This window comes from Prevotella rectalis, from assembly GCF_900607215.1.
Taxonomy (GTDB): domain Bacteria; phylum Bacteroidota; class Bacteroidia; order Bacteroidales; family Bacteroidaceae; genus Prevotella; species Prevotella brunnea.
Map to the genome: position 1 here is coordinate 1 of NZ_LR027832.1, position 2,579 is coordinate 2,579.

Consider the following 2,579-nt stretch of genomic DNA (forward strand, 5'->3'; position numbering starts at 1 on the left):
AATAATAATCGATTAACACTTGCAGCTTGAACGAATACGAAAATTCGCGCGGGGTTTTACGTTTTGTCATAATTTCTTACTTTTTTTATAGTCAGAATTGTGACAAGCTAAATCCGTATAAGACATTGAGTTAAAATGAAGTTATGGATGGGGTTGCACGTCGTTGTTATTTCTTGACGAAAATGAGCTTCTTAGGCAATTTCACCCATTTGCGATTGACAACGATTCTAATCGTGCTACCTTTCTCTTGCGTAAAGGTGTATGAACCGTCATCGTTAAGCGTGATGCGTGCGGTTAAATCCTCGCTTCCATAGTCGTTGATAATGGTGAGCAATGCCTCCTTTCCTTGTACTTCGCTATCGGTAATCAGCCATTTCCTCGTATCGCGTTTCGCTCCGAGATATCCGGGCAGATTGCCGAAAACCTCCTGATTGGGCACGATAACGGTTTGATGGTAAAGGTCAAGATCCAACCAAACTTGATATTCTTCATTTTCAAAATGCCCCTTAAACACAGAATTATTTTTATTTGCACTCGACAACGTATCACACACGATTACGTTTTGATTTTCATCACTTTTTGAATTCGCGTACTGCTCTACATTGTTTTGCGCCGTTGCCATGGTCATGAAGACGATGGTGGCAATCAAACATATAAGTCGTTCCATGCTCTATCCTTTCGTTTATATGTTGCAAAGATAAGAATTTTTCCGTTATCCGTACTTTGTAAAATTGAAATAAACAGCGTTCTTCGTTTAGTTTCACTTTTTTTTGCTATCTTTGCAGCGCAAGATTAGTATTATATTAAAAGGTAAAGGATGTTTCCGGATTTCATTTTTGAGACCAGTTGGGAGGTTTGTAACAAAGTAGGAGGAATTTACACGGTGCTCTCAACGAGGGCGAAGACCATGCAAGACAAGATGCGTGATAAGGTTATCTTTATCGGACCTGATTGTTGGCAGGATAAAGCAAATCCTTTTTTTATTGAAGATGTGTCCTTGTTTCAAGAATGGAAAGAGGTGGCACGCCAATCCGGATTGCACGTAAGAATAGGAAGATGGTCTGTCCCGGGCAGTCCTATCGCGTTCTTGGTAGATTCTTCGCCTTTTTCCTCAAGAAAAAACAGCTTATACGGCAAGTTGTGGGAAGATTATGGGGTGGATAGTCTTCACGCCTACGGCGATTACGATGAGTCCGCTCTCTTCTCATACGCCGTCGCCCTGACGGTTGAAAGTTTCTATCAATTTTACTTAACCGATACGCCCAACGTACTGTTCCATGCCAATGAATGGCAGACCGGATTCGCTGTCCTTTTCTTACAGAAGCTTTTGCCACAGATAGCCTCCATCTTCACCACACATGCCACCTGCATAGGGCGCAGCATTGCCGGAAACAACAAACCGCTTTACGAATATCTCTCCGACTACAATGGCGACCAAATGGCTTTCGAGCTAAATATGCAAAGTAAACATTCCATAGAAAAGCAGACCGCCCACCATGCGGATTGTTTCACCACTGTGAGCGACATCACCGCAAAAGAGTGCCGGGAGTTGCTCGACAAGCCGGTTGATGTGGTGCTACCCAATGGCTTTGAGGACAACTTCATTCCCCGAGCGATACAATTCAACAACAAGCGCAAAGCAGCCCGCCAACGTTTGGTGCACATTGCCAACGCCCTTACCGGCACGGCAATTGACAACGATGCACTGATAGTTTCGACAAGCGGTCGATACGAGTTCAGGAACAAAGGGATTGATGTTTTTATAGAAGCTGTCAGCCGACTGAACAACGACACGCGCTTACGGAGAAATGTGCTTGCGTTCATAAAAGTCCCGGGATGGGTGGCAGGTCCTCGCAAAGATCTTCAGGAACGATTGACAAGCGACCGGGAATGGAATACTCCCCTTGAGCAGCCGCACATCACACATTGGCTGTACGACATGGACAATGATAAGGTATTGAACATGATGCGCCATCTGAACATCCGGAATGAGAAAGATGACAAGGTGAAACTCATCTTTATCCCCAGCTATTTGATTGGCGAAGATGGTATTCTCAATCTTTCTTATTATGACATGGTGCTGGGCAACGATTTATGTGTATTCCCCTCTTATTACGAACCTTGGGGTTACACACCCTTGGAGTCAGTGGCTTTCAAGGTGCCTTGCATTACCACCGATCTTTCCGGCTTTGGGCTTTGGGCTGACAAGACAAAGGGCGGAAACATTGGAATAGAAGATGGCGTACAGGTAATTCATCGAACGGATTATAACTATTCCGATGTAGCCGATGCTATCAAGAACACCATTCTGCGGTTCTCCACATTCGATAAAGTCGCTGTGAACAAATGCCGCCGCAATGCTTGTCTTCTCTCTTCCAAAGCACTTTGGAAAGAATTTTTCTGCCATTACGAACGAGCTTACGCTACCGCATTCGAGAACATGCGGCAGAGAGTGCAAGTTCCAAAACGAAGTGCAATAAAAGAGTAGCCCTCGCCGAGAGATGCAGACGTTCTCGAAGCGTAGCGAGAGGTTGTCTGCATCTCTCGGCGAGGAAAAAAAACAACCAGCAATACAAATA

At 44.6% G+C, this 2,579-nt stretch carries 2 protein-coding genes; one reads left to right on the top strand and one right to left on the bottom strand.

All coding sequences use genetic code 11. The features are described from left to right. Positions 1 to 166: 166 nt before the first annotated feature. Entirely contained in the window at positions 167 to 667 is a 501-nt protein-coding gene (locus tag E0E16_RS13310) for a hypothetical protein (protein WP_130830686.1), read from the bottom strand. Positions 668 to 817: 150 nt separating this feature from the next. Between E0E16_RS13310 and E0E16_RS13315 the strand changes: the two genes are divergently transcribed. Continuing rightward, on the top strand, positions 818 to 2,488 hold the full coding sequence (locus E0E16_RS13315) for a glycosyltransferase (RefSeq protein WP_130830687.1): 1,671 nt from the start codon (positions 818 to 820) through the stop codon (positions 2,486 to 2,488). The last annotated feature ends 91 nt before the right edge of the window (positions 2,489 to 2,579 follow it).

Coding starts and splice junctions, on each gene's coding strand:
- E0E16_RS13315 (WP_130830687.1), top strand. CDS start 818: ATGTTTCCGGATTTCATTTTTGAGACCAGTTGGGAGGTTTGTAACAAA.
- E0E16_RS13310 (WP_130830686.1), bottom strand. CDS start 667: ATGGAACGACTTATATGTTTGATTGCCACCATCGTCTTCATGACCATG.